Origin of the sequence: Desulfitobacterium metallireducens DSM 15288, from assembly GCF_000231405.2 — a bacterium.
Classification (GTDB): domain Bacteria; phylum Bacillota; class Desulfitobacteriia; order Desulfitobacteriales; family Desulfitobacteriaceae; genus Desulfitobacterium_A; species Desulfitobacterium_A metallireducens.
This window is the reverse complement of the sequence record NZ_CP007032.1, coordinates 2,265,398-2,291,523: the sequence shown is the minus strand read 5'-3', so window position 1 is coordinate 2,291,523 and position 26,126 is coordinate 2,265,398. Positions and strand designations below refer to the sequence as shown.

The following is a 26,126-nucleotide window of genomic DNA, read 5'->3' as shown; positions in this document are numbered from 1 at the left end:
CCAACTAAAACGCGTCAAGTTGTGAGCTTCCCATCATCCATATTAGGCTAATTATAGAAAGTTGGAATAGGCTATGATGAAAAAATTAAAAGTAAATATCAAAGATACGTTAAGTGATATAAAAAGATTTAAAGAAAAAAATAAAGCAATTTTTTTAATAAATGTAATATCAATAATTATTGTTGTTATGATAAATGTTTTGTCTTTAAAATATAAAGTAAAATTTTTGTATGCTGATGTTATATCTAATATTCTATTAACACTTTCATTAGCATTTATATCATCTACAATATTTTTTATAATACAAATGTATATTCCTAATTTACATAAAAACAAATTGAGAGAAAAGGATGAAGCAGAAGACTTAATTCATATAATGAATATTATGCAAGATATGCATGGGTACATTCAATTGTGGAATTTCAGGGGTATTCTGGAAGACAAAGAACCACTAGAGAGATTTGATATTGCAGTAAAATATCTAAGTGATTCGTATGAAGAAGTAATAAACGAAATTAGAAAGTTAAAAAATAACTATTTAGATATTTGCAGCAGAAAAACATATGATCTATTAACGGATATACAAAGAGATACAGACTTTAAAATATTTAAACGTTTATCTTCGTATCGAAGTTGGAAAGATTGCAAGGATTTAGTTTTCACTAGTAAAGCAAAAGATGTTTTAATGAAACATATTATAAACTTCCAAAAACTAGAAGACGGATGGTTGGTAGAAGAAGATTCAAAAAGAATTATGGATGAGTTTGAGTACAGACATATTTCGTTAAATGGAATGATGTGTAATAGGAATAATCGTATGGAATGGATAGAACAATAATTCTTTAATTCTAGATTATATTGATGTATAATGCGGTGATGCTCAAAAAAGCATGGGGGGCAGTAGAAGAACGTAAGTTGGAAGAGAAGATAATTGATATTATTTCAGAAGAAGTGTGCACAAACCTGCGATGTTGTTATATTTACACACATCGCAGGTTTGTGTTTCAAATTTCTTTGATTCATAACTCGGAAAGTTTCCGAGAAGAACGTGTGAACTACTTTTCGACAATTTGCAACATCTGAGCATAATGGCATGTTAATAGATTCCGACGTGCCTCGCATTATCCATATAATAATGGCATCTTTTGCTAAAGGTACAAAAGGATAGCGTGGAATCATCTGATTTGCAGTGGATGATTTTTTGATTCCATAATTATACTATAGGAATCAGATATGGAGATATTTTGATGGAAAATGAAAAATACGTTTATCAAAGAAATATTAAAGTAATCGAAAATTTTTATAATAGTGATTATTACAGAGATTTGAAAGAAAAAAGCTTGATAAAAGCTATCATTAATGCAATATATATCGACCCTGATAATAGAGATGAACATGTGTACAAGGATTTATCTGAAAGATTAAAATTGAAACATAAAGATGGTAAATTCGAATTGTATAATAATGTAGGAATTAAGTTATCTGCCGATGCTGTATGTGGTTGGAAACAACTCTACGACCTGCGGAAAGGTAGCAAAGAATGGTTGCATGATTATGAAGAAATGAGAACGTGTACCGCTGCTTATTTAGTTTGGCCACGACATAACAAACCGACAATTAATACACTCAGATATTCTATTTTTAGAGACAGAGTTGATTATACGCTATTTGACATTAGTAAGTTTTTTGGTTGTAAAAAAATTTTTGATGGAAATAAAAATCAAGAGCAATTTGAAGATAATGTGAAGGATAACTGCAAATTAAATGAAGCATATTTAAATAAGCTCGGAACATATAATTGGCTTATGACATTTAATGGGTTTGAGGATTTTATTGAAAAAATGTGCTTAATAAGATTTGTAAATTCAAAATATAAAGTGCTTAATCTGGAAGATCATAGTGTTATATCCGAATATAACAGTTTTTATAGTTTTAATGAAACATATTTGAAAAACCTAAAAAACATAATTATGAATAACAATGATAGCAAAAATAAATCAACATTTTAGATTTGTGCATCGTAAAGATCCGATAAATTCCAATTTGTAGTTAAGACAATTTGAATTCTTTATAAAATGTCTACTAGAATGAAATCATAACTTCTCGGTATCCATATACCAGTTAGGCTAATAATGTGCATCTCGGTTGAGGCCGAATTATAGCAATAGCACTAAACCGCTGGCGCGGTGGTTTCCGTAAATGTGTCTTCGCTGTTTACTCAAATATCTATAAGTCTTTTCACATCTCCTGTAAAATGTTAGAGATTTTACTTCAAAGGAGATGTGTTTGTTTTATGACAAAGGAAGAGGTTTTAAGCAAATTAATGTTCGATGTAGAACTGAAGGGGTTAAGCAAGAATACCAAGGATGAATACTATTCCAGAGTAAAGAGCTATCAGAACCACTACAATAAACCTGCAACTGAATTGGGCGAAGAGGATATTAGAGAGTTCCTCCGCTATCTTACCACCGAAAAAAAGCTAGCTTCCGCATCCGTAAATACTTACAACAGCGCTCTTCGCTTTTTGTACGGTGTAACACTAAACATCAAGTTGAACTTAAGGCAAATCCCTCGTCATCGTAAACAGCGTAAATTTCCAGACATCTGAATATTACGGAGCAAAATGAGCCATGCTTCCGGACTGTGAGAGCCACAGCTCCGGATTTTTAGAGCCACCCTTCCGGATTGTGAGCCACTTGATGAAACTTCTTATTAGAATGTAGTTATACACCCGAGAGAGGAGTGTAAATACATTCATAGGAGGTCATCAAATGACCAATTATCGAGAGATTCTTCGGCTAATTAGCCAAGGAATCAGTCAACGCAGCATCGCAGTGAGCTGCGAATGCTCACGCAACACTGTTGCCAAGGTGGTGAAACGATCCAACGAGCTTAATATTACTTGGCCGTTAAACCCAGATCGGACGAATGGTGAATTGCACAAGCTTTTCTATCCTGAATCCACATTACCTCCTACCCGAAAGCGCCCGGATAATGAGTACATTCATAAAGAAATGGCGAAAAGCGGAGTAACGCTCAGTCTGCTTTGGAATGAATACTGCGAATCCTGCAGACTCAGCAATGAGATTCCCCTCATGTATACTCAGTTTTGCTACCATTATCAGCAGTATGTGGCGAAGACCAAAGCGACCATGCATATCGGACGAAAGCCTGGCGAACAAATGGAGGTCGACTGGGCAGGCCAAACGGCAAGCCTCGTGGATACGGATACAGGAGAGAGCATTGCTGCCTACATATTTGTAGCTGTTCTACCGTACAGTCAATATGCTTATGTGGAAGCTTTTCTGAATCAAGGCCAAGAATCCTGGATTACAGCTCATGTCAATGCCTACAAGTATTTTGGAGGCGTTACACGGATTCTTGTACCGGATAATCTGAAGACCGGTGTGGAACGCTCCTCATGGTATACGCCTATAATCAACAAGTCTTATCACGAAATGGCCGAGCACTATGGGACCGCTGTTATTCCTGCTCGGGTAAGAAAGCCCAAGGATAAACCCAGTGTTGAAGGGACGGTTGGCACCATTTCCACCTGGATCGTTGCGGCTCTCCGTCGTCAACAATTCTTTTCTCTTCCAGAACTTAACCTGGCGATACGAGAGAAACTGGAGGCCTTCAACAGTAAACCGTTTCAGAAGAAAACGGGAAGCCGTCAGAGCGTATTTCGAGAAGAAGAGAAAGCCCTGTTACTACCTCTTCCCGCAGTACCCTATGAATTAGCAGTTTGGAAGGTTGCCACCGTCCAATTTAACTATCATGTTACTGTAGAGAAAATGCATTACAGCGTCCCTTATGAATACATCAAACACAAAGTCGATGTCCGAATCACCCGTTATGTAGTTGAAGTGTTTTTTAATAATCACCGGATATGTTCCCATCCTCGCTTGCATGGTCGTCCCGGACAATACAGCACAGTTACGGAACATATGCCGGAAGACCATCAAAAGTATACAGCATGGAATGGCGAACGCTTCGTATTTTGGGCAGAAAACGTTGGTAAACATACCGCCGTGGTAGTGAAGGCAATCTTGTCTTCTCACCGTATAGAACAACAAGGCTACAAAAGCTGTATGGGTTTACTCAAACTAGCAGATAAATACTCGGTTAGTCGCTTAGAAGCAGCCTGTGAAAAAGCACTCTCCTACACACCCAACCCCAGCTACAAAAGCATTCAGACCATCATCAAAACGGGACAAGACAAAATCGTCAAGGAAGAGCCGGTTAACCCTGAGAAATCCTCTAACAGCTTTGGTTTTACCCGAGGCGCAGACTACTACAGGAGGAATTCATAATGGTTAACGAAACAACAATCGGCAAGCTTAATGAAATGCGACTCACTGCTATGGCAGAATCATTTCGCCAACAACTTCAAGATCCATCCTATACCGCATTAAATTTTGAAGAACGATTCGGGCTCATGGTGGACACGGAATGGGCAAGGCGTAAGAACAATAAACTCACTCGCCTCATCCGCAAAGCCGATCTTTACTTTAATCAAGCGTGCATTGAGGATATTGAATATCATGCGGATAGGAAATTGGACAAAGCACAAATCGCTCGGTTATCAACATGTACTTACATCCAAGAAAAACACAACATCATTATCCTTGGTGCTTCCGGCGCAGGAAAACCCTATCTCAGCTGTGCCTTCGGTATTGCCGCCTGCCGCAACTTCTATACAGTGAAGTATATTCGGCTTCCCGATTTACTGAATGAACTGGCAGTAGCACGAGGAGAAGGTATCTACAAAAAAGTAATGAAGCAATACAAGCAAGTCAGTCTGCTCATTCTAGATGAATGGTTACTCGTTCCACTGGGTAATAGTGAAGCACGTGATCTTTTAGAAATCGTGGAAGCGAGACACAAAAAGGGATCAACCATTTTCAGTTCTCAATTTTCACCCGCCGGATGGCATGGCAAAATTGGTGAGGATACTTTAGCTGATGCCATCTTGGACAGAATTGTTCATGATTCCTATACAATCTTGATCGATGGCCAAGATTCCATGCGTAAACGCAAAGGAATACAGGAATAACAAAACCTTACTCTAGTTTAGAGAGCTGTGGAGAGTGAGGACAAGCCCTTTTGGGTCTTTCTCAAAAGAACTTGCCCACACTCTCCACAAACTCAAGGAAATTCGGGTGGCTCTCTGTCCGGAGCAGTGGATCATTTTTTCCAGAGAGATGGCTCAGTGACATCTGGAATAGTGGCTCTCTAAAACCGTAATATTCAACATCCTTACTAGAGAGGAAATTCAAACCCTTTTGGATGCCTGTGATAACTTAAGGGATAAATGTATTCTTATGACTCTTTATGGTGCAGGACTTCGCATCAGTGAAGTGGCTGCCCTTAAAGTTTCTGATATTGACAGCAATAAGATGCAATTGTTCATTCGCAATGCTAAAGGCAGTAAAGATCGATATGCTCTGCTTTCGCAAGCTAATCTCGACATACTCAGAACGTATTGGAAAGCTTACCGCCCTAAAGAATGGCTCTTTTACAGTAGAAATAATACCGGAACTCATATGACAGCTAGAGCTGTTAGCAATCTATTTCATAAATACGTTAGTAAAGCTAAAATTACCAAGAATGTAACCGTTCACACCATGCGCCACAGTTTTGCGACTCATCTTTTAGAATCCGATACAAGTGTATTCCATATTAAGCAATTACTCGGACACTCCGACATTGCATCAACCTGTTTCTATTTACACTTGCTTAAGATAGAATCACTTGGCGTTAAGAGTCCTCCTGATCAGCTGGCTCAATTGGATAAGGTCAATGATTGAGGTTCAAGATATATTTCGCAAATACGGCAATATCTATCGCACCCACCACAAGCTCACTCTTGTTCAACATAAAGCGATGTCCGCGATGCAAAAATGCAGAACCTCACAGTTAGGCGGTCACAAGGAGGTTTGTGATGATTGCGGTCATACTCGAATTTCCTATAACTCTTGCCGCAACAGGCACTGCCCTAAATGCCAAGCTCTTGCTAAAGAACGCTGGATCGAAAACCAAAAATACAATCTCCTCGATGTTGGATACTTTCATGTAGTATTCACAATTCCCGATACGCTGAATTCAATGACTTACCAAAACCAAAAAGTTATCTATACTCTTTTATTTAAGACCGTTGCTGAAACGCTTATTGAATTGGCTTCCGACAAAAAATATCTTGGTGCCAAAATTGGTTTTACATCGGTTCTTCATACCTGGGGACAGAACCTCATGCACCATCACCATATCCACTGCATTGTCCCTGGCGGCGGGTTATCTTCTATCGGCAAATGGGTTAACAGCCGAAAGAAATTCTTTATTCCGGTTAAAGTTCTCTCTCGAAAGTTTAAAGGAAAATTTCTATATTTCCTTAAACAGCGCTACTACCAAAACGAGTTAGAATTTCACGGCAGTCAAACCTATCTTTCTAATAAAAAAGACTTCGAAGAGCTGCTATCTTCTTTATATAGCAAAGAGTGGATTGTTTACTGTAAACCACCATTCAGAAATGCTGTTTGTGTTGTTGAATACCTGGGACGATACACTCACCGAGTGGCTCTTTCCAATAAGCGTATCGTAAACCTTGAAAAAGATACAGTTACCTTCAAATGGCGGGATTACAAGGATGGTAGTAAGCAGAAATTGATGACACTCTCGGCCAACGAGTTTATCCGTAGATTTCTTATTCATATTTTACCGGATGGATTTATGAAAATTAGACACTACGGCTTGCTTGGTAATCGTAATAAGACAACAAAGCTAAAGCTTTGTAAGCAACTTACCCATACTCCTCTTTTAACTAAGGAAAAAGCCTCTACCCTTCAACTTATCCAAAAGATTACCGGAGCCGATCTATCCAAATGTCCTATCTGCGGTTCGGATAAACCTAAACGCTTTACGTGCCTGGACAAATCTCCACCGATTACTTATGAAACTGCATATATTTAAAAATTGCCCTATATGGGGAAGGGGAAGCTATACCCATTTTTACAGATTTAACGCTTCTTTGATGCAATTTTGTTGCCGACTTTTCCTTGTATTCATGAAATTAGACTGGGGATGAGGAATTCAATCCCCATAGCGAGAAGCACCAATTACCGCGGTTTCGTGCTATTTTAGTTATCCAAAGTTAGGTTCATTTATCCTCTTAACAAATTGTTTTTAGATACTCATGCTCTCCATGAAGCTTGATTTTTTTATACCTAACTTCGGATAACTGCCTATGAATAATGGGAAATTGAAAATAATTTTATAAATCTGGAGGTTTTAATAGCAAGAAGGGTACCTTAAACCCCGATTGTCCTAAAGTGTTAATCGTTAAATTATGCAATAGATGAAAAGTTAATTTTTAAGAAAGTTTGGAATTAGTTATTGAAGCTGGAATGCAAGTAGACTTAAAAACTGGAGGATATTAAGATGCCGGGATTTAACAATAGTACTTATGAATCATTAGTTAAAGACTTAATAAATGATGCTTTTTACCTTGAAGCACGTTCTAGGAGGGGAACAATTGCTACAATAAGACAATACTCTGAAGTTATCGTAAGAAGAATATTAAACCTATCAAATGAAGATTTTGTTACCTTGGGTAATAGAAACATTTTATCTGCAATTAATGAACAAAGTCAAAATAATCCCCTTCTATTAGGCGCTTTAAGTATTATCACTAATATTGGAAATAAATGTACTCATAGTAAGAATATAGAATGTATAACTAAAGAAGATGTTAATGATGTTATTAATAGTCTCTTTGAATTATATTCTTACTTATTAACTAGTTATTTTGAAAAGTATGAATTCGGCTCCAATATGGAAATTTTATCTTCTTTCTCAATATTACCGCCTATTATAAGGTATATAACATTGAAATACCTAAATGATAAATATCCTGAAAATATTATCATAATAGACAAACTTGCTTTAGCAATTTTAAAAGCTTTTGATAAAGAAAAAGCCTTTAATTGGATTGAAGAAAGGAAAGAAACATTAAGTAACACTCCCTCTGTGAGTAAAAGAGCAGAACAAGATCTCGAAGAAAAAATAGGCAAAGAACTTGCAAGCATTATTATTGCTGAAGCACCAAATATGTATGACCTTTGCAATGAACGAATAAGGATGGTAGGAAACATTTTAGAACAAAAAGGAAAATTATACGATGATTTTGAAGGTGCTATTGACCATTATTATGAAAAAGGTATAGTTCAAGGTGAAACACCTGATGTACTAGAGTTCAACTCTATAATGGAGTTTTTGTATCTTGGAAGGAAATCACGAAGAAATGAATTGTTAAAAGAACGAGATTCGTATTTAGTTATAGATAATATTTTTAAAGAATTTTGATGGATGTAGAGAGCGTTGATGGAATTTAAAATATACGTACAAACATGTTATAAACTACAATTGCAATGAAACGACCATTTTTTTCTTACATACGGCTGATAGTAATGGTGAGCCAGATGACAATTTGAAAATTACGTATAATACCAATTGGATTTTTCATAAAAACAAAGATAGATGTTATTGTTACATTAATCCTTTGTTCGAAGAAATAAAGAAGAGCCACCGAAAAAATGTATATTAAATAAATCAATAATAAAAAATCTTGACACCGTAGATGTAAATATTATGGGGGGTATTACTGTGCCTTTTAAAGAAGAAACCAAAAAAGAAATATATGAGTATTGCAATAATCATCTTGCTGATGAAGCGTGGTATCAGCATGAATTTGATTTCATAGCTAATGAAAAGTTGAGGGATCGACTAGTTGCAGAATTTAGGGCAATTCGCTTTGCTTATAAGTTATATGAAGGGATTGAGGCACAAGATGAAAATTATCTATTTGAAATTAGATGCCAAATACTAAGTTATGCAACGCTTTATGAAGCAGTAATCGACTATGTATTATATACATATTATTCCGATTCTATTGAATTTGATGAGATGACTCATCATACGATTCCAGTCAAAATTGATATACCTAAAGAAAAAAGAGAGAAGCTAGAAAAAGAACTGTGCCATAATGGCAAGCAATTATCTGCATTTTACTATGACAGAAAGGAAAAAGAAGGTACATCTATACGATTTGATAGTAAATGTAAAACAGCAGAAAAGCTCGGCTTAATACACACATTTCAAAATGAGAATAGTGAACAGATTAATCTAACAGAAGAAATTATAACGATATATAGCTATCGAAATGGAATTCATATTATTGCAGAGCAACGGAAGGGAATACAGTACGAGTTGGATTTAAGTAAAAAAGCTTATAGGCGTATGCGCCCTTTTATAGATCAAGTAAAGCAACAATTAACTAAAGACGGCAAACTAGCAACTTAATCAACTTTCCATTATCCATATAATGCAAAATGAGACGATACCCAACGCCTAATCAAAGATCCTAAGTATGATATCCGAGATTGGTCACCTGATCATTATAAAATGGGTAAAGGGGTAACACTTACCGCCGAGGAACTAAAAAGTCTTAAAGGATTGCTGGACAGGATGGATACGTTGATCTAGAGGTTTTAATGCGTTGGTTGAGAAGGGTTTAAAGAAAAAGCATAGAAAAGTTGCTTTTGGCAACAATTACAAGGGATATAATTTGAAAAACGACTAGGAGGTTATTATGGGATTTTTTGATGGTGTATTGGGAAATGCTTCAGAAGTAAATATCGGAGAGATAAAAACTGAATATGACAAAATAATCGGAGAGAATGAAAATATTGAAAGGGCTTATAAACTCATCAGAGATATGTTCATTTTCACCAACAAACGATTAATTCTTGTAGATAAGCAAGGTCTTACAGGGAAGAAATGCGAGTATCATTCTATACCCTATAAAAGCATTACTCATTTCAGTATAGAGACAGCAGGTCATTTTGATTTGGATGCGGAATTAAAAATTTATATTTCAGGAAATCCTGTTCCAATACAAAAGCAATTTAATAAAAGCTTAAATATTTATGCAATACAGGCTATTTTAGCGACTTATGTTCTTGCTTAATTTCATGGTTATTCATTTATTTATAAAGAATATCCAAACACAAATATTTTAGTAAGATTACGGGATAATAATTTACTTCATGCAATTATGAAGCGAGGCCCCTTAAAGTTGGGTTCTCGCTCCAGCAGTGTCAGGCCGCTTCACCAATTCATAATTCGATTTTGAAGTCCAGCTACTGGGCTTTTTTTTACTATCACAACTTAGTTGCAAGAAGGCTTAATTCGTGCGAAGAAAGTATCTTCGCGCGGCCGCCAGACAAGTTTTGAATATTCAGAGTAGTTCATTACAATATTTTGAGAGTATAAGTTGGCTAAGTCGTAAAATATAAACTAATCCCGTAATCCACCTTAAGAAAGATATAGAACAATAAAATCTAATTCGAAGGAAGAATAGAATATATGTCAACTAGTATCAATAATTCGAAGGAAAAAAATATTACCGTTATTACCCTTATCCAAAATGTTATCGGTGCATCTTTAGCTTGGGAATTATCTAAGATTGCCGGGTCGAGTCATCCTTTTCTAGCCCCTCTTTCAGTGATAATATGTTTACATGCAACGCTCGATGAATCCATTCTGCACGGGTACCGGAGAATAATTGGTACGTTTTTAGGCGCATTCGCGACTGGTTTTATTGCTCCTTATATAGGAAGCAACGCTTGGAGTATTGGACTTGTTGTTTTATTAGGGATGGGAATGGCCAAGCTGTTGGCTTTAAGCAATGAGGTTGCAAATCATGCATCAATAAGTGCTCTCCTGATTTTGGCAGTCGAAAATAATGGGGGATATACTATAGATCGAGTCAGAGATACCATAATTGGTGTACTTATAGCCATATTAGTAAACTGGGTTGTTGTTACTATGATCCGCAGAATTTCGCCAGTTTTTCGGAAAAGAGCTTGATATGAAACTCCTCATCCTTAATAATCCGGGCTAGAAGGGCCTGAATAAAGGGATCCTGAATCACTTGAATATGGGCCTGATACTGGTGGATGGCATCGTGTTCGGATTGGATATCCGCACGTAGTTGTGCACATGGGTCGAAGTTGTGATAGGCGATATATTGAGGGGTCCAGGGCTGTTGTCTGCTGTCGTAATAGCAGGGTGATGCGCCTAAGTGGATAATTATTTCCCCCAACATTTCCAGATGAAGCATCTCAACAATGCTAATCCCTTCTTCAAGGTCGGATACTTCCTGCCAGGAAGGGATTGATTCCATCTCCATATGGTGATGAATATACTGCATGATGGCTGTTGTCTCGCTCACTTTTCCGGCATAATCGTCTAATATGAGTTGAGCATAGTAGGGATTTTTAACGGCAACACGTCTTTCAGGGTAAGGATCCGGCAGACGATATGGATTAGGTAATTGCGAACAACTGCTTAGGGGTATGTTAATTATTTGCCCGGGAAAAATGTGCTCGGGGTCATCAATCTGAGGATTGGCTCTTATCAGTTCATTTAGCGGTATATTATATTTTTGCGCAATTATATAGAACGAATCACCGGGTTGGATGGTGTAATTCATTTTCATATCCCTCCAATTCTCTTTAATATTTATTCCAAGAGAAGAATGATGATGATTGGATTTTAACACCGATTTTACAGCTTTTTTTATCTCTTCGTAGCTGGTACATCTACAAAGATTAGATTGTAACCACTCTTGAATGACTTCGTCATTTGCATCCGGGTGGATTTTCGATAATGCATAACAATTCATGATAAATCCAGATGTACAATAGCCGCATTGAAAAGCCCAATTTTCTATAAAAGACTTTTGAATAGGAGTATCTTTAAGCCCTTCTATTGTCGTTATCTTGTGCCCTATTGCTTCAACGGCGAGCATTAGACATGATTTAACAGGCCATCCGTCTACAAGAACTGTACAGGCTCCACAATCTCCATTTTCACAACCGGGTTTGGCACCTGTAAGACCAAGCGAATCACGCAGTACGTAAAGCAGAGTATCTGCAGGTCTTGCCACAATGTTTTTTATTTCACCATTAACGTCAATTTCCAGAGGGAATTTATTTTCGTTGTGGGATACCAGCATATTAACTCCTTTCAAGCACCTTAATAGTATCTGATAATGTATTTTTAAGGACGAATTCTCTATATTCAGCGGATGCTTCAATATTGTTATTGATAGGAGCCGGAAGCATGGATAGTGCCTTATTTATTCTGAGTTCCAAAGGAATATTCTTATCGTTTAAAACTTGCTCTATAGTGGATGATCTAAAGGGAAAAGGACAGACACCGCTAAAAGCAAACCGGGTTTGTCCGTCCTTTTTTAATGAATCGATAGAAATAAGCGGATAAGCAGATTTTTCCTGCTTCGTCTTTTTTATACTCATAAAAGGAAATTGACTGTAGCCTATATCTGTTACAAGCTGGACTAAAAACTCTCCTTTTTCCAGATTTAATGTTTTATTAAACACTTGACTAATAGGGACATTTCTTATTCCTTTTTGTCCCGCTAAAACCACCGTGCTGTCTGAAAGCAAAAAGGGCAGAACAGCTTCTCTAAACGTTATTTTACCGCAAATATTGCCGCCTACAGTTAATTTATTGCGGACCGTATGATCTGCAACCTTTCTGGCTGCTCTTCCTAGAAGGGGAAAAATTTTGGATTCTTGAAGCTGTGTAAGCGTTATTGAGGCGCCTATGACAAGTTTTCCATTTTGCACATTAAAGGTATTACATTCAGGTATTCCTTTTATATCAATGACAGCTTCGGTGAATATATGGGATCTTCTTGCCATGGTGATAATTTCTGTTCCGCCGCCATAATATAAAGGCTCTTTTCCCTGGGTATTCAATAATCTAAATGTATCTACTGCTTCCATCATTGAAGAGGGTTTATAATATTCAAAGTCAAATGGTATCACTTCTTAACCCCCCTTGTTGTTTTCCAAATGAATTCCGGTAAGAGGGGCATAAAATTAAGCGGTACCTGTACGGCAGCAGATAGGCTGTTTGCCAGTGCCGCCGGCATTCCAATAACACCATGTTCACCAATTCCCCGGGCACCATAGGGAGCATCCATCTGAGGCGTTTCTATAAAATCCACAATATATTCAGGGTTTTCTCCAAAGTGTAATATCTTGTATGTACGTAATTGTGGGTTTTGAATAATTCCATTATCATTAAAAATAAAATATTCTCTGCTTGAAAAGCTAAGGCCCAGGTTCATACCACCTGTAATCTGCCCTTTGGCAGCTTCCGGATTCAGCACTTTTCCAGCATCTATGACCGATACAGCTTTCAAAATTTTATAGGTATATTCTTTCAAGTCCAGTTCTACTTCAACCCCTTGTGCGCCTACTGCCCAATCAGGACCTGGATTTCCTCTGCCGGTTTCAGGATCTAGACCGGTTAGGCCCTTCATAACAAAACGTCCCCGTCCGATGACCTGGCTTCCAATGCTTTCAAAACCAAGGCCCACCCTTGGATTTTGCCTCCAAAATACCCTGCTTTCCGATACATCCAGATCTTGAGTGGAAATGTTTAAAACTCTAGAGGCCGTAGTTTTGAGCTGATGCATTGCATCTTCAGCAGCTTCCAAAACTGCGCCTCCAACGAGATAAATAGTCCTGCTTGCAGCTGTTTTCCAATGATCTGGATCAATTTTTGTATCAACCTCCATGTCAACATGAATCTTAGAGATATCCATTTTCATTCTTTCGGCGAGTATTTGAGCAAGTACTGTTTTTGTTCCCTGGCCAATTTCAATTGCTCCGGTATGGATATTGATGCTTCCATCGTGATTAAAGGTAAGAATAGCCCCTGCACCTGCATTAATGGGTGTGTTTGAGTTTTTCCAAATACAACTGACACCCTTTGCTCTAACTTTGTTGTTTCCGATTTGGATCCTTCTTCCTTCATCCCAATGGATGAGTTCTCTTAATCTTTTTAAGCATGCCGGCAAATTACCAATATTACTAGAGTTAAGCAAAGTTTGGGTAGGCGTGGTATTTCCGGGGATAATGGCGTTCTTCAGTCTTAATTCTATCGGATCCATATTTAACTGATCAGCTAAAATGTCCATTGCTCTTTCTATAGCAAAGGTAAGCTCAAGGTGCCCAAAACCCCTGAAAGCCACAGCATTGGGATGGTTTGTATATAGGCATAATGAATCACACCATAAGTTGTCAATATTATAGGGACCGGTGCAATCTACTGCTGCAGCCTTGCTTATAATTGCTCCTCTGTCTGAATAAGCACCACCGTCGAATAAATGGGTGATTTCTGCTGCTGCAATTTTCCCCTCTGTAGTACATCCAAGTTTAACTTTTGCATCTAGTCCTATATGAACCGGGGAGGTGATCATGTCTTCTTCCCGGGAGTTTAACATTTTAACAGCTTTACCACCTACAGATTTTGAAGCAATGTAGGCTAAAATCTCTAATTGCACACTTGTTTTGCCACCAAAAGCCCCGCCCACGAGAGGCGTTTTCACTGTAACTTTTTGCGGCTCAATATTAAAATATAAACTGATTAATTTTTTTACCGAAAAAGGGGTTTGGGTAGAGGTATAAATGATGATTTCTCCATCAGGCTTGATTTGAGCGATAGAGCACCTGGTTTCCATTGCTACATGGTCAGATTGTGGGAATGAAATATTTGATTCAATAATAATTTGACTTTTAGCCCAGCCTTTTTTTAGATCGCCTTTTCGGATTTTTGTGCGATTGGCAATGTTTGTTCCGGGTTCCGGATAAGCCTCTTCTAAGAGCTTATAATGTTTTAGATTTTCATGAATGAGTGGAGCATTACTCTTAATAGCAGCATTAGGGGAATTTACAACATCCAGAGGAATGTATTCTACCTTTATTAAAGCGGCTGCTTTTCTTGTGGATTGTTCACTATCAGCTACGATTAATGCTACCGGCTCTCCGTGATATCGTACTTTATCTAAAGCAATAGGTGGTCTGTCTAAAATAGGAGAACCTGTTAGGATAGGGCACTGTTTTCCAGACACGATAGCATGTACGCCAGGTACTTTCCATGCTTCAGAGGTTTGAATTTGTTTAATTTCTGCATGTGCATAAGGACTTGCAACAATGCAGGCATACAATAGTCCGGTAATATTAAAATCACCTGTATATTTAGCTGCGCCTGTAACTTTATCCAAGGCTTCTTTTCTAAATACACTTTTTCCTATTATATAAAACATGTTATACTGCTCCTTAATTTTGGACGTCGCTATAACATTTATATTGGAACGTACTTTTGTCCTATTACTTTAAAATTTAAGCATAATCCGCCAAGGTAAGATACTTGGGAAATTTCGTTTGACAGTGGGCTAAAATAATGCTGAAAATTAGTTAATGCTGTCTAATCCCTTCTAATCCCGAATATTTACATATAGGATAGATTGGGTTGGGAGGAGGATGAGAATGAATAACCCTTTTTTAATCTTGGCTATCGCAAATGTTGTGCTATGGTTGGGTCTTGGATCAATGTTAATTAGTTATATGAGAAAAAGACCGATTTTTTACAATGGGGATTGTTCTGATAAAAACATGACTTATCCATCATTATCTATTGTCGTTGCAGCTTGCAATGAAGAAGAATCCATTAAACGGGCAATCCATCAATTGCTTGTACAGGATTATCCTAATTTTGAAGTAATTGTTATCAACGATCGTTCGACTGACCATACAGGGGATATTTTAAAGGAACTTGAAAACGAATATCCTCAATTGAAAGTAATTACAATTACTGACTTGCCTTCAAATTGGTTAGGTAAGACTCATGCCGTTTATCAAGGAACGAAACAGGCAAAAGGCGAGTGGCTTCTTTTTACCGATGCCGATGTAATGTTCTCACCTAACAGTTTAAAGAAAGCTGTTAATTATGCCGTTAATAATAATCTTGATCATTTAACCATAGGTCCGAATGTTACTACAAAAGGCTTTTTCTTTAGCAGTTTAATGTCTTGGTTTCAATTTTCAATTACTTTTATTTTTATGTCGAGCAAAGCGGCAGGGGTAGGCGCTTTTAACTTAATAAGAAAATCAACCTACGAAGAAATCGGCAGTTATAAAGCTCTTGCGTTAGAACCAGTTGATGACTGGTCTCTAGGTAAACTGGTGGTAAAGAAAGGGTATAAACAAGAATATGGAATCAGTAACGGGTTAATATCTGTTAAATTATATGACAGTATTTTTACGATGCTAAAAGGCATCGAGAAAAATCAATTTCCTGGTATGAACTATGATGTTGCAGCAACACTTGCGGCAGGTTTGTTTAATGGATTTATACAAATATATCCTTTCCTGGGAATATTCATAGGTTCAACTTTGTCAAGAATACTATGTGGACTCTCTATTATCATCATATTTACTTGTTATAATGTGGCTAAAAGATTTGGGGGCATATCCCTTAAACATGCTCTTGTTCACCCAATATCCGTTTCTCTCCACCTTTATGCAATATTAAACTCGATGGTTAGGATTTTAAGTCGGGGCGGTCTCGAATGGCGGGGGACTTTTTATTCTTTAAAAGAATTGAAAAAGCATACCTAATAGGCGTGAAAAGGAAAAATGTGTTGTTGTAATGTGACTGTTGGGACTTAAGGATAACTTAAGAAAGGCAGGCAAAAAAGATACTGCCCGTAGCTTTTAATATAGACTGAGAATTTGGTTGATTATTCCACTTGGATTATGTTACTATATTCATACTAATTCAGTGAAGGAGGTGTGGTAGGATGAATCGCGATTTTGCAATGCTTCGTCTTGAACAGTTGCCAATAGCAATCTTTGGAATTATGTATGCAGTTTCATTTAACGGGATAGCTATGCCCGTTTTTAAACAACTGAGTACGGATCAACAAAATTGCGAAATGACACACCTACCATAACCGCAACGAAAAATTGAAGCTGCGACCGTAGGGACATTTCCTTGCGGTTTTTTTATGCTTAAATCCGTAAAAGTGTCATTTCCCCGGAGGAGAATGAACATGATTATTGATTTTCAACACATCAAACTATCTTTTGGCGCCAATGAAGTGCTTGCCGACATCTCCTTTGAAATTCAGCAAGGAGAACGAGTAGGTCTAATAGGTCGTAACGGAACAGGAAAGTCCACAATTTTAAAGTTAATCATAGGATCCCTTCAACCTGAACAAGGACAAATCGCAATACGCAAAAACAGCAGGATTGGGTTCTTAGCTCAGGCCCCTGAATATGACGCCAAAATGAGCGTCTATGAAGTATTGGAACAGTGCTTTCAAGAAGTAAAGAAGTGGCAGCAGCAAATAAAACGATTAGAGCAAAAAATGTCTGACTCCATGAACGCAGAGAATAATAAACTGAGTCAGCTTATGCTGGAATATGGCAAACTTCAGGAGAAGTTCGAAGAGGCTGGTGGATACCAAATTTCTTCCCGCATCGACGGGATTGCCAACGGACTCGGTGTAACAGCAGATTACTATTCACGGCCATTTTCCTCTTTATCCGGCGGAGAAAAAACGAAGGTGGGTTTAGCAGCCTTACTCTTGACGCAGCCTGATGTTTTATTGCTGGACGAACCAACCAATCACCTGGATATGTCCTCTATTGAATGGCTTGAGACTTTTTTGAATGACTATAGGGGCACTGTCATCGTTGTTTCTCATGACCGTTACTTTTTAGATAGAGCGATCACTAAAATCATTGAACTGGAAGACGGAGAAGCTGTAACTTACCAAACGAACTATACCGACTATCAGAAAGAAAAAGAGAGCCGCCTGCTCTCAGAGTTTACAAATTATCAAGAACAACAAAAAAAGATTAAAAAGATGCAGGAATCCATTAAACAATTAATGGACTGGGGCAACCGCTCCAATCCACCGAATCCCGGTTTTCATCGCCGTGCTGCATCTATGCAAAAAGCCTTAGATCGAATGATTAAATTAAAGCGACCGATCTTAGAACGCAAAAAAATTGACCTTCAGCTCGAACAAAGTGACCGTTCCGGAAAGCAAGTGATTTTGCTGGAGGGAATCAGCAAATCCTATGCTAACCGCTCGCTTTTCAGTCAAGTCAGCGCCCAGCTATTTTACGGCGAACGAATCGTCCTCATCGGGAAAAATGGCTGCGGTAAAAGTACTCTTCTAAAATTAATCTTAGATCAGGAAAACCCAGATCACGGTGAAATTCGCCTTGGCTCACGAGTTGACATCGGATATCTCTCCCAAGACAGTGCACCGCTCAAGTCCGACCAAACCGTCCTTCAATATTTCCGTGCAGAACTGGATATGGAAGAAGGTGAAGCCAGAAAACAGTTGGCAAAATTTCTCTTCTACGGTTCCGACGTTTTCCAGAAGATTAGCAGTTTGTCCGGCGGAGAATGGAGCCGATTGCAACTCGCATTACTCATGTATCAAAAGCCAAATCTCTTATTGCTCGATGAACCTACGAATCACCTAGATATTGATTCGCGTGAAGCTCTGGAAGAAGCATTGGAGGAATTCCCCGGCACGCTATTGGCAATCTCTCACGACCGGTATTTTATCAATCGTTTGGCTCACAGGGTTTGGGTCCTTGACCAAGGCGAGGTTACTGCGTACTTGGGTAATTATAATGACTATCTGGAAAGAAAGAACAAACAAATTATTAAGATCGTAAGTAAAACAGACAGCCCGGCAAGCCTTACTAATAAACGGGGTCAGCAAGTTAAAGCGTCTGTTGCAAAGATGACTGACCCGTGTAAATCAGCTACTCAACTAGAAAAGGAAATAGCCGCACTGGAACAACATATTCTTGATATTGAGGCTCAAATGTCTGACCCTGCAATTTCTTGCGACTCATCAAGACTTGCTTCGCTTCAGCATGAACGGGAGACAATTGAAGGCCAGCTTAATTTATTATATGACAAGTGGGTTATGATATCTGACAAGTCCTAGAAAATAGGGTTCCATTGATGGGTAATGTCCTTTTTAATCCACTTCGGGCGCAGTGGGGAGTACGATAGAAATCCGAGTACCGATATCAAGCCGGCTAAGAACCTCCATGTGCCCGCCATGCCGCTCGGTGATCCACTTCGCAATGGAAAGACCTAATCCCGACCCGCCAGTGGCTTTGGCGCGGGATTCGTCAGTGCGGAAGAACCGGTCAAAAATCTGGGGAACTGCCTCGGGCGCAATACCAATGCCTTCATCTTGTACACTCAGGCGGGCATAGCCATCTGCACCGGAAATAGAGATGGTTATTCGTTTACCTGAGGGCGTGTATTTCATCGCATTGTCAATGAGTATTCGTGTTGCCTGTTTGATCAGGCTTTTATCTGCATTGATGAAAACAGAAGTAACACGCCGCGAATCGTATTCGTGCCCACCATCAATCATCTGGGTTTCGCGCAACACTTCATCGGCAAAGGTGGAAAGTTCAAAACGTTCGACTTGCAGAGCCATGGTGTTATTGTCGCCCCGTGCGAGAAATAAAAGCTGTTCCACCAGCCCCTTCATATTCGCTGCTTCTTCCTTGATCGCATCAATGGATTCCTGCATGGTCTTTTCATCGTTTTTCCCCCAGCGATCAAGGAGATTTGCATATCCCTGAATAACGGAAATGGGTGTCCTTAGCTCATGGGAAGCATCGGATACAAAGCGAACCTGAGAACGGTAGGCTTCGTTTATACGGTCTAGCATTTCGTTAATCGCTGAGGCGAGACTTTTAAGTTCGCTTTGCGTTTCGCCCAGTGAAATTCTCGTGTCCAGCTTGGCCGCATTGATGTTATCTAATTTACCGGCTAGGACTTTTAACTGCTCCGGTGCGAATAAGCCTTCGGTACTGAGGTTTTGTGCCGCTTCAGACAATTCTTGGATAGGGCGGAGGGTTTTGCGGATCATTCTTGCTCCTGAGGGAATGCTTTTAAACAGCAGGATTAGCTCTAAAAGCAATACAACGGCAAACATCCCTCCAAATATTTGGAGGATTTTTTGAGGATAGTAGGAAATAAGATAGGAACTATTGTTGGCTTCGATAGTCACGTTGTAGGTAACATCCTGTAAGAGTTCCCAAGAAGTTGAGCTTTCTGAATCCGGTAGATCAATACTTCGGACACCGGATGCTGTCCGTGGGGAAAGATAGGGCTGTAGGTTTTGGGGGATATGGAAGCCTTTCATTTCTTCCGTTTGTGGAGAAATACTGTAGCCAGTAAGCGCAAGCCAGTTTTTCGCATCTGAGGTAGGAAGGCCCGTTTGAATTAGCGTTTCGGCCGCTACTGCCGCAATCTGTTCCGCATGAACAAACAGCCCAGCTACTGACACCAGGCATAAAATTAGGTCGAGAACCAGAAAAAGACCCAGCTTCTGAAGAAACAGCTTAAGGTTGAGCTTCCAGACAATGGAAAACCGCATTTTATGGCCAAGACTGTTGGGTGGACTGTTTGGCGTTTTATTTTTCATCTTTGATCACATATCCTACTCCCCTGATGGTGTGAATAAATTTAATATTAAACGCCTCGTCAATTTTCCCACGGAGAAAACGTATGTAGACATCCACCGCGTTTGTTTCTCCCGTAAAATCAAAGCCCCATACATTCCCGAGCAGTGTTTCCCGGGAAATGACGATTCCTTTATTTTTGAGCAGGAAGTGAAGAAGGTCAAATTCACGTTTGGTGAGATCAATGGGTTTACCCTTCATTGTAACTGTATGGCGGTCTGTGTCCAGCAACAGACCCGAGGCGGACAACACGACTGCGTCCTCTGGTGTGGTATTCCTGAGGACGGTGCGGATACGTGCAAGAAGCTCCTCAATGGCAAAGGGTTTGGTGATATAATCGTTTGCTCCGCTGTCAAGTCCGGAGACCTTATCCGTCACACTGTCTCGTGCCGTCAGCATAATGATGGGAACGGAGGAAGTTCGGCGAATTCTACGCAGAACTTCCATACCGCTCAACTGAGGCAGCATGACATCCAGCAAAACGAGGTCAAACTCGCCGGTCTCGGCGAGCTCAAGGCCTGTTCGGCCATCAAAGGCCTTCGTTGTGGTATATCCTTCATAGCCAAGCTCAAGTTCAATAAATCGGGCAATCTTTTCCTCATCTTCAATAATCAGTATTTTCGAGCGCATCGAAGTCCCACCATTTCAATATAGTTTTAAATCTTTACAGATTTTTTGATTTCTTCAGCAGCGTCTGCAGCGCTATTCATCGCGTCATTAACTGTGTTGCTTTTAAACTCAGGTCCAACAAAACGATAGCGTAAACCAAAGAACAGCCCGATAATGATCAGCGGGAGGGTAACCCAAAATGCGAAGATCAGCAGAAGAGCAAGGATAGAGATCGGAAAAGATGCTTTGATTTCTTCGCCCTTGAGGACTTCGAAGGAATTTGTATTGCCCTTGCGGAATAGTTTCAAGCAAAATTCCCCGGCTTTTTTCAGGAAAGAAATAAAGGCGTTTTCCTTATCGGATTTTTGATCATGCTTTTTCCAGTAATCATCTTTGGTTGGCTCGACGCTGGCGTCGATAATTTTTTTGCTACTGTAATAACCGCCTCCGGTCGGTGCATGTATCTTTCCCTGTTTTTCAAGATAGATAATGGCTTCAAGTAAGTCACCGTTTGTCGCATCTAAGGCAGCCTTGGCCTCTTCGTAGCTTATATTTCCCATTGCGCATAATTTTTCCACTTGGTCTAGCGTTGTCATGAAAATTCCCCCTTGTTTTTTTGTTAGAATTCCTGAATTGATGATGAGTAAATTCTAACCCAAAAAAATTTAAGTGAAATTTGCCTAACATTAAAATTGGATTAAAAAGGAGATAATTCCATTTTAAATAATACAGGGGAAACAGGAAATTCTCAATAAGCTAAAGAAGCAATATCGTTAAATAAAAAATGAGATAGATTGATCCATCAAACGTATAAGTTCAGACTTCTGCCTCCTGAAATAGAATGTGATACAATAGCTATACATATAAAGATGAAGTTAATGTAGTTTGGAGTTGATTCTATGCCATTTATTCAGATGGTTGAATGCTATAAGAGATATAAAATGGGCAACACGATTATTGTAGCTAATAATGGAATTAATTTTGAAATTGAAAAGGGCGAATTTGTGGTGATTGTTGGCCCTTCAGGCGCCGGCAAGTCGACCGTGCTTAACATTCTGGGGGGGATGGACACCTGCGACGAGGGCCAGGTACTGATCGATGGCAAGGATATCGCCCAATTCACGGATAGAGAGTTGATAACCTACAGGCGGTTGGACATTGGTTTTGTATTCCAGTTTTATAACTTGATGCCCAATCTGACCGCTTTGGAAAATGTTGAGCTGTCGGCGCAAATTGTACCTAACGCCAAGAATGCCAAGTCGGTTTTGGAAAGCGTCGGTCTCGGTGACCGCCTGGATAATTTTCCAGCCCAGCTTTCCGGGGGTGAGCAGCAGCGGGTAGCTATTGCACGTGCACTGGCGAAAAATCCGAAAATGCTGCTGGCTGATGAGCCGACGGGTGCGCTAGATTACAAGACCGGAAAAGAGATTCTGAAGCTTTTACAAAATACATGTAAAGAGACCGGAACGACCGTTATTGTGATCACCCATAACCAAGCAATTACGCCAATCGCTGACCGGGTAATTGAGATCAATGACGCCAGGGTTAGAAAAATGCAGGTCAATGAACATCCTGTTTCCATCGACGTTATTGAATGGTAGGCGGTAAAGATCATGCATAAAAAAGCTTTAAATAAGGATATTCTTAAGGAATTTACAAAATCAATCACTCGCTTTCTGTCGATCATGGTAATGATCGCTTTGGGTTCACTTATCTTTGTTGGGCTATTTGTGACCGGTCCGACGATGCGCAATACGTTACTTACTTATGCGGATAAGTACCAACTCGAAGATCTGATGGTGACATCTCCACTGGGGCTAGCCATGGAAGACGAGCAGATTCTCAGTTCTATTCCGGGAGTTGAGATCCTAGATTACAGCTATCGTACCGATTTAATGCAGCGAGATGCAGACATTATTGTCCGAGCCGAGTCTTTAGGGAGACTGCCAAGCTATGAGATCCTCGAGGGAAGACTGCCTTCGGGGGCGGATGAGCTGGCTTTGGATGGAAAAATGCAAGCAAAGGGATATAAATTGGGTGACCACCTCTCGTTTATCCCTGACAAAGTGCGGGGCAGCTATGCCCTGAAAAATTACGATTTTGTCATTGTCGGCTTTGTGAACTCTCCCGAATACCTAATGCCGTCGGATAAGGGTACGTCCTCCATCGGCGATGGCGTTGTGGACTGCTTCGCTGTGATCGCGAAAGAGAATTTCATTATGAAAAATGTCAGTCTGGCGCGACTGACATTCAGTGATATCCAAGGCCTTGACAGCTATTCGACGGAGTACAAAGACAAGATGAAAGCGCATAGTAACGAAGTGGAACAGGCTTTTGCTTCCAGGCCAGGAATCCGGCTTGAGCAGTATCGCAAGGAAGGAACTGCTGACATTTCCACAGCTCAGGGGAAGCTCAACGATGCGGAACAACAACTGAGCGATGCGAAAAAAAAGCTGGATGATGCAAGAGTTGAAATGGACAAAGGCTGGGCTGTTTACTGGGACTTGCAGGCGCAAAATACCTCCGGACAGAAAGCGTTGCGGGTTTCGAAGACGACTCAAGGTGACTATGCTCAGCTTGCCGAGGCAAAGGTACAGCTTACAGACGGTCAGAAACAGCTTGATGAGGCTCAGAAAAAGATCGATGACAGCAGAGCGGAGCTTGATGTGAAGACGACTGAGCTTCAAAATGGGCTGGGCAAGATTGAGACAGGGATGAGCCAGATTAACGCTGGCTTGGCACAGATCGATGCAAGCCTTCCCCAGCTTGCTGCAGGTCTGTCTCAGGTCGAAACCGGTTTGCAGCAAACTGAGGCTGGCCTTGCGCCCCTTGCTGATGGCATCGCATTAATTGATAGCCAATTGGCAGATGTCAACAAGAGCCTAGATGCTAACGCCCAAAATACGCAGCTGTTGCAAACTAAAGCGGAGCTTGAACAGAAAAGAGCCGATCTTGTAGCTCAAAAAACGGCTTTGGAAGCTAAAAAAGCATCGTTACTGGCCCAACGGACCGATCTGTTGAACAAACAGACTGATGCTATGAACAAGAAGAAAGAGCTTCAGGCACAGTACACCACCCTAGTCGCCCAAAGGCAGACAACTCTTGACTCCTCTTCCTTGCTGACCGACGCGAGAGACAAGCTGAACAACAGTCAGCAGACGCTAGATAAGCAGAAAACTGATTTTAACGTTAAAAAAGCAGAATATGAGTCCGCCCTGAAGTTAATGCATCAGAAGCTCCTCGATGGCGAAGGGGATTATGAGCAAGGGCGGAGTACATATATGGATAAGCTGCCCGCTGCCCAGAAGGAGATTAATCAAGGTAAGATCGATCTTAACAAAGCCAAAAATGACCTCGCTCGATTGAAGGTACCTGACTATACCATTAATGATCGCTATAAGGATAAGGGCTTTTTCCAGTATATCCAGAATTCCGAGAGCATGGATTTGTTGTCCCTTTTCTTCCCCGTGTTCTTTTTCGTGATTGCCCTGTTAGTTTCACTGACGACAATGATGCGTATGGTGGACGAGCAACGACTGCAGATTGGCGCACTGAAAGCGCTCGGTTATTCGAACCGGGACGTCAACAAGAAATATCTGGCCTACGGGAGCCTTGCCAGTCTGATCGGAAGTTTGATTGGTATCGTTGCAGGGCAGAAAATCATAATGCCGGTCATTTTTGACGCCTATTCCGCAAATTTCCTTTTTAAACAGGAGCTGCCTCAGCTCTCGCCTGTCTTCAGTGTGCTCGCCGTTCTGATTAGCTTGTTATGCACAGGGTTTGTCGCCTTTCTGACAACCCGGGAATCGTTGAAGGAGAATGTCGCCGAACTGCTTAGACCCAAGGCGCCGAAGAGCGGAAACCGCATTTTGCTAGAACGTTTCACGCCATTGTGGCATCGCCTATCCTTCAATTCTAAGGTTACAGCCCGAAATATTTTCCGCTACAAAAAGCGGATGCTGATGACGATTCTTGGGGTGGCTGGGTGTACTGCGCTGATCTTTATGGGCTTCGGAATTCGCGATTCGGTCGGCTCCATTTTTGTCAAGCAGTACGGTGAGATTTTACGCTATGACACCATTATGATCTTTGACGAGAATGCTGCAAGTGAAGATCTTCAGGCTTTGAGCGACGGGTTGGGGAGCGACAGCCGTATTTCTAAAATTTATCCAGCACGATTTGAACAAGGCATTGTTCAGATCCCAGGGAAGCTTGACCAAACTGTCGCTGTTGTTGTACCCGAGGATGTGTCGGCCTTCCAGACGATCAACCAGTTGCGGGAGCGTAAAAACAAAAAGCCGATTACGCTAGGGGATGGTGCGGTTATCTCGGAGAAGATTGCCACGCTCCTCGGGCTGGGTGTGGGCGATACGCTTGAATTCAAGGATAATGACGGCACGTTTAAAACCATTGAAATAGCAGGGATCACAGAGAACTACGCTGGTCACTATTTCTACATGTCACCAAGCTATTATGAAAAAATCTTCGGAAAAGCCTATCACCCGAATAGCAATTATATTTCGCTACAGGACCACAGCGCTGAAAGTATCAGCCATTTTTCCAGAAGCATGCTGGAGAAAGATGTTGTTTTGCGGATGGTGAATACCAATACCGCCAGTGACGCAATCGGGGATATGACGAAATCCTTAAACATTGTGGTGGTGGTCATTGTTCTGGCTTCTTCGTTGTTGGCCATTGTGGTTTTGTACAACTTAACTAATATCAATGTTTCGGAGAGGATACGAGAATTATCTACAATTTCGGTGCTGGGTTTTTATCCAAGTGAGGTAACAGCCTATGTTTACCGAGAAACGATGCTTCTTACAACAATCGGGATTTTTATCGGCTACATTTTGGGGTTACTCCTGCACGGCTTCATCGTCACAACGATGGCGCCTCCAAACGTGCTGTTGGACCCTGCGGTTAAAGTGGACAGCTATATTTGGTCAACAGTCTTCACATTTGCCTTTTCCTTTGTTGTCATGCTGATTACGCATCGAAGGCTCAAACGGATTGACATGGTGGAAGCTTTGAAGGCAGTTGAATGATAATCTGAATGCCTAA

20 protein-coding genes and 4 pseudogenes are annotated in these 26,126 nt (G+C 40.2%); 17 read left to right on the top strand and 7 right to left on the bottom strand.

Annotation, left to right across the window (positions count from 1 at the left end; translation table 11 throughout):
* Positions 1 to 76 precede the first annotated feature (76 nt).
* The 12 genes and pseudogenes from DESME_RS11205 to DESME_RS11155 all read left to right on the top strand — a co-directional run bounded on the left by DESME_RS11205 (position 77) and on the right by DESME_RS11155 (position 10,926).
* Complete coding sequence (locus tag DESME_RS11205; protein ID WP_006716518.1) at positions 77 to 838, top strand: hypothetical protein; 762 nt, start codon at positions 77 to 79, stop codon at positions 836 to 838.
* Positions 839 to 1,247: 409 nt separating this feature from the next.
* Entirely contained in the window at positions 1,248 to 2,009 is a 762-nt protein-coding gene (locus tag DESME_RS11200; RefSeq protein WP_006716517.1) for a hypothetical protein, read from the top strand.
* Positions 2,010 to 2,293: 284 nt separating this feature from the next.
* A complete protein-coding gene (locus DESME_RS11195; protein WP_006716516.1) occupies positions 2,294 to 2,608 on the top strand; it encodes a phage integrase N-terminal SAM-like domain-containing protein in 315 nt (104 codons plus the stop codon).
* Between the two features lie 163 nt (positions 2,609 to 2,771).
* Positions 2,772 to 4,313, top strand: a complete 1,542-nt coding sequence (gene istA, locus DESME_RS11190; RefSeq protein WP_006716270.1) for an IS21 family transposase — start codon at positions 2,772 to 2,774, stop codon at positions 4,311 to 4,313.
* Positions 4,313 to 5,056, top strand: a complete 744-nt coding sequence (gene istB / locus DESME_RS11185; protein WP_025248781.1) for an IS21-like element helper ATPase IstB — start codon at positions 4,313 to 4,315, stop codon at positions 5,054 to 5,056. The genes istA and istB overlap by 1 nt, the downstream gene beginning before the upstream one ends.
* Positions 5,057 to 5,255: 199 nt before the next feature.
* Positions 5,256 to 5,810, top strand: a pseudogene (locus DESME_RS11180) (tyrosine-type recombinase/integrase); the annotation flags it as partial.
* On the top strand, positions 5,803 to 6,969 hold the full coding sequence (locus tag DESME_RS11175; RefSeq protein WP_006718104.1) for an IS91 family transposase: 1,167 nt from the start codon (positions 5,803 to 5,805) through the stop codon (positions 6,967 to 6,969). The pseudogene DESME_RS11180 and the gene DESME_RS11175, both read left to right, overlap by 8 nt.
* Before the next feature lie 468 nt (positions 6,970 to 7,437).
* Positions 7,438 to 8,361, top strand: a complete 924-nt coding sequence (locus tag DESME_RS11170; protein WP_006718106.1) for a hypothetical protein — start codon at positions 7,438 to 7,440, stop codon at positions 8,359 to 8,361.
* A gap of 300 nt (positions 8,362 to 8,661) precedes the next feature.
* Entirely contained in the window at positions 8,662 to 9,357 is a 696-nt protein-coding gene (locus tag DESME_RS11165; RefSeq protein WP_006718108.1) for a hypothetical protein, read from the top strand.
* Between the two features lie 54 nt (positions 9,358 to 9,411).
* A pseudogene (locus DESME_RS15725) lies at positions 9,412 to 9,540 on the top strand (PC4/YdbC family ssDNA-binding protein); the annotation flags it as partial.
* A 106-nt stretch (positions 9,541 to 9,646) separates the two neighbouring features.
* Positions 9,647 to 10,024, top strand: coding sequence for a PH domain-containing protein (locus tag DESME_RS11160; protein WP_006718110.1), 378 nt, complete (start codon positions 9,647 to 9,649; stop codon positions 10,022 to 10,024).
* 398 nt (positions 10,025 to 10,422) lie between these two features.
* Entirely contained in the window at positions 10,423 to 10,926 is a 504-nt protein-coding gene (locus DESME_RS11155) for an FUSC family protein (protein ID WP_006718113.1), read from the top strand.
* Here the strand turns inward: DESME_RS11155 and DESME_RS16455 are convergent.
* The 4 genes and pseudogenes from DESME_RS16455 to DESME_RS11135 form a co-directional block, all read right to left on the bottom strand.
* Positions 10,883 to 11,224 (bottom strand): annotated as a pseudogene (locus DESME_RS16455) (ferritin-like domain-containing protein); the annotation flags it as partial. The gene DESME_RS11155 and the pseudogene DESME_RS16455 sit on opposite strands and share 44 nt — an antisense overlap.
* 381 nt (positions 11,225 to 11,605) lie before the next feature.
* Positions 11,606 to 12,076: pseudogene (locus DESME_RS11145) on the bottom strand ((2Fe-2S)-binding protein); the annotation flags it as partial.
* 1 nt (position 12,077) lies between these two features.
* Complete coding sequence (locus tag DESME_RS11140; RefSeq protein ID WP_006718117.1) at positions 12,078 to 12,911, bottom strand: FAD binding domain-containing protein; 834 nt, start codon at positions 12,909 to 12,911, stop codon at positions 12,078 to 12,080.
* On the bottom strand, positions 12,908 to 15,199 hold the full coding sequence (locus DESME_RS11135) for a xanthine dehydrogenase family protein molybdopterin-binding subunit (RefSeq protein ID WP_006718119.1): 2,292 nt from the start codon (positions 15,197 to 15,199) through the stop codon (positions 12,908 to 12,910). The genes DESME_RS11140 and DESME_RS11135 overlap by 4 nt, the downstream gene beginning before the upstream one ends.
* Positions 15,200 to 15,422: 223 nt before the next feature.
* Between DESME_RS11135 and DESME_RS11130 the strand changes: the two genes are divergently transcribed.
* The 3 genes from DESME_RS11130 (at position 15,423) to abc-f (ending at position 18,913) form a co-directional block, all read left to right on the top strand.
* Entirely contained in the window at positions 15,423 to 16,553 is a 1,131-nt protein-coding gene (locus DESME_RS11130; RefSeq protein WP_006718121.1) for a glycosyltransferase family 2 protein, read from the top strand.
* 182 nt (positions 16,554 to 16,735) lie between these two features.
* On the top strand, positions 16,736 to 16,888 hold the full coding sequence (locus tag DESME_RS16080) for an RAxF-45 family protein (protein ID WP_006718124.1): 153 nt from the start codon (positions 16,736 to 16,738) through the stop codon (positions 16,886 to 16,888).
* A 99-nt stretch (positions 16,889 to 16,987) separates the two neighbouring features.
* Positions 16,988 to 18,913, top strand: a complete 1,926-nt coding sequence (gene abc-f / locus DESME_RS11125) for a ribosomal protection-like ABC-F family protein (RefSeq protein ID WP_006718126.1) — start codon at positions 16,988 to 16,990, stop codon at positions 18,911 to 18,913.
* Positions 18,914 to 18,946: 33 nt separating this feature from the next.
* Here the strand turns inward: abc-f and DESME_RS11120 are convergent, their stop codons facing one another.
* The 3 genes from DESME_RS11120 to DESME_RS11110 are packed head-to-tail and all read right to left on the bottom strand — an operon-like array spanning position 18,947 to position 21,658.
* Positions 18,947 to 20,416 carry a sensor histidine kinase gene (locus DESME_RS11120; RefSeq protein WP_006718128.1) on the bottom strand — a complete coding sequence of 490 codons (1,470 nt, stop codon included), beginning with the start codon at positions 20,414 to 20,416 and terminating at the stop codon, positions 18,947 to 18,949.
* A complete protein-coding gene (locus DESME_RS11115; protein WP_006718130.1) occupies positions 20,406 to 21,083 on the bottom strand; it encodes a response regulator transcription factor in 678 nt (225 codons plus the stop codon). Before DESME_RS11115 ends, DESME_RS11120 begins: the two co-directional genes overlap by 11 nt.
* A gap of 26 nt (positions 21,084 to 21,109) precedes the next feature.
* Complete coding sequence (locus tag DESME_RS11110; protein ID WP_006718132.1) at positions 21,110 to 21,658, bottom strand: UBA domain-containing protein; 549 nt, start codon at positions 21,656 to 21,658, stop codon at positions 21,110 to 21,112.
* A gap of 303 nt (positions 21,659 to 21,961) precedes the next feature.
* On the opposite strand from DESME_RS11110, the gene DESME_RS11105 reads away from it, so the two are divergent.
* Positions 21,962 to 22,663: an ABC transporter ATP-binding protein gene (locus tag DESME_RS11105; protein ID WP_006718134.1), complete on the top strand. Its 702-nt coding sequence runs from the start codon at positions 21,962 to 21,964 to the stop codon at positions 22,661 to 22,663.
* A 12-nt stretch (positions 22,664 to 22,675) separates the two neighbouring features.
* A complete protein-coding gene (locus DESME_RS11100) occupies positions 22,676 to 26,110 on the top strand; it encodes an ABC transporter permease (protein WP_006718136.1) in 3,435 nt (1,144 codons plus the stop codon).
* The last annotated feature ends 16 nt before the right edge of the window (positions 26,111 to 26,126 follow it).